Source organism: Candidatus Cloacimonadota bacterium (assembly GCA_020532355.1).
In the GTDB taxonomy this organism is placed as follows: Bacteria; Cloacimonadota; Cloacimonadia; order Cloacimonadales; family Cloacimonadaceae; genus UBA5456.
In genome coordinates, this window is record JAJBBD010000329.1 from 1 (window position 1) to 2,940 (window position 2,940).

Here is a 2,940-nt window from a genome sequence, read left to right on the forward strand (position 1 = left end):
GAACATGACAATTTCGTGGAATTACCGCGGATATACCTCAAGGACAAGATCGATAACTATATGGTATTCAGAGTAAATGGACAAAGCATGGAGCCTCAGATCATGAATAACGACATCGTGGTGATCCAGAGAAAAGACGACTGGAGCAATACAGATAGCTCTGTTTGCGCTGTCAGATTGAACGATGGCATCACCCTGAAACGTATCCAGTTCGATCACCAGAGACAACAGGTACTACTCCATCCCTTCAATGCTGATTACCGTGTCCAGGTAGTCGATTCCATGCAGGGAGATGATATCTCGCTAATAGGTACGTTGGTGATGCAGTTGAGGATGGGATGACTTAAAAATATGAGGCATCCTGATAGTTTTATGCTTGACCGAAAACAGAGTGTTGAAATCTGAAATTATTATGAGATTAGTAAATATGATATATTGCACACATCTATGTTAGGAGACAATATGAGCAACGAGCGTATGATTAACACCAATTTGCACGGCAGAATTCGTAATACACATCTCTCAAAAAATAATGGTTTTATGACAGTTTATGAGGCTGTCGTTAACTCGATTCATGCTATTGAAGAACTCTCTGAAGACGGTGGAAAAGGGAATATTTCACTGGAGATCATAAGGTCAGATCAAACAGAAGCTAGTTTTGGAGATACTAAAAAGCCTGGTCCCGAAACAAAGCCAGACATCACAAGTTTCAAGATACAAGATTCTGGAATCGGGTTTAATGAGCAAAACATGGAGTCATTCTGTACTTTAGATTCGGAGTATAAAGCCAATAAAGGCTGTAAGGGTGTAGGTCGCCTTTTATGGTTAAAGGTCTTTGAAAGAGTTCATGTCGAAAGCGATTTTATAGAGGATGGTGTTTTGTGTCATCGTCAATTTGATTTTGATGCAGATCAGGGTATTCATAACGATCGTAAGACTCAATCATCTGCTTCAACCTCATCTACAACTATATCTCTAATAAATGTAAAAGAGATCTATCGCCAATATGCACGAAAAAACATTGATACAATAGCCAGAGATATCCTAAATCACTGCTTATGGTACTATATTAGACCAGGCAGTGCGCCAAGTATCACAGTTAAAGACGAAGACACTGTGATCCAACTTGATGATCTTTACGCAGATCTGATGGTTACTCAAGAGAAACCAACTGATATTACAATCGGAAATCACTCGTTTTCCCTTACGCACATTCTCTTGCCAGCTCGAAGCGCAAATGATCATACTTTGGTGTACTGTGCGGGGAATAGAGTGGTAACAGAGAAAAAACTTCGTAATCTCATACCTGGACTATACGGACGACTCAAGAAAGACTCCGAAGAGTTTATATACTACTGCTATGTTACTTCACAATACTTGGATGAAAACGTTCGTCTCGAAAGAACGGGATTTGATATTGAGGATGACTATCCAGATATGCTACAGGATGACAGTCTTACTTTCAAACAAATCGAATCGGCAGTCTTGGAATGTGTTAAGTCTTATCTACACGATTACATTCAACATAACATAGAAGCTGGAAGAGCTCATATCAAACACTTTGTTGACACCGTCGCTCCAAAATATAAGCCTATCTTGTCCCTGATTTCACCTGAAGAACTGAATGTTGATCCTGACGCTTCGGAAAAAGATCTTGATCTGCTTCTACATAACAAAACTAGAGATATTGAGCAAGCCAGTATAGTAGAAGGACATGAGCTGTTTAAAAACTCCTCATTCCAAGACACAGAGCAATACATTGAGCGATTCAACAGATACAAGGAAACCATCAAAGAACTTAACCAATCTAAACTTGCTGACTATGTAATTAATAGAAGATCGGTTATAGATCTACTCGAAAAAGCGCTTGAATGGGACTGTACAGGAAAATACTCAAAAGAAGAGATAGTTCATGACCTGATTATGCCAATGGGGAAAACCTCAGATACTGAAAACCCTGATACTTTCAATTTGTGGTTGATAGACGAAAAGCTCACCTTCCATAACTATCTTGCTTCTGATAAGACAATCAAATCAATTCCACTGATAGCTTCTGAGAGTACAAAAGAGCCTGACATCCTTGCCCTAAAAGGTTTCGATACCCCAATTCTCATAAGTGAGACGAATCAATTCCCACTACCATCCATCACTATTATAGAGATCAAAAGACCACAGCGAAATGATTATAAAGAAGGTGAAGAAAAAGACCCAATAGAACAGGCACTTGAATACATCGAAAGGATCAGAGAAGGTCGCTCAAAGACAGATGTTGGTCGCCCCATTCCTAGTTCAGAAGCGATTCCTGGGTTTTGCTACATTGTAGCGGATTTGACTCCTTCCCTGAGAAAGAGATGCAAGATTCATGCTCTGCAAATGACAAGTGATGAACTTGGATACTTTGGCTATCAGCCACATTATAAAACGTATATTGAAGTGTATTCTTTTGATCGGCTCGTTAAGGAAGCAAAAGAACGAAACAGAGCATTTTTTGACAAGCTTGGATTGCCTTGCAACTGAGTCGTGTGATTCTGGAAGCTCCTTTCTCATTGATTGGGTAGTGACCTCAGAATACTTCTATTAGACTTAATGCATCTGATATAAGACTCAACTAAGATGTAAGGGATATTTCGTAATCACCCCGTTCCACTCACACTGCGAGTCTTTCGAACTGGTCTATTTCGTTGAGATTCAGCGAGTTCCGAAACCAGTCTGAAAAGAGTCCAGATTTGACATAAAACTGTCACAAACCAGTCCAAAGAAGTCCAAAACCACTGTGACAGCTATCCGAAAGTAGTCCTAAGCATCTCTACACCAGATAAAGGCTTATGCCTGTTTGTCACAGTGATGGCTATATGACATTTGGGGTGTCACTTTATAGCTATACTTATGCCTTCGGATACTATGTCATGTATTACCATTCTCTTAGTAAGCTCAGAGTAC

2 protein-coding genes are annotated in these 2,940 nt (G+C 39.7%); both read left to right on the plus strand.

Annotation, left to right across the window (positions count from 1 at the left end):
- Positions 1-342, plus strand: a 342-nt coding sequence (locus LHW48_11275) for a S24 family peptidase (GenBank protein MCB5261028.1), incomplete at its 5' end; no start/stop codon positions are given.
- A gap of 120 nt (positions 343-462) precedes the next feature.
- Positions 463-2,517, plus strand: coding sequence for an ATP-binding protein (locus LHW48_11280; GenBank protein MCB5261029.1), 2,055 nt, complete (start codon positions 463-465; stop codon positions 2,515-2,517).
- The last annotated feature ends 423 nt before the right edge of the window (positions 2,518-2,940 follow it).

Excerpts from the sequence above, each read along its gene's own strand:
- LHW48_11280 (MCB5261029.1), top strand. The coding sequence starts at position 463 with ATGAGCAACGAGCGTATGATTAACACCAATTTGCACGGCAGAATTCGT.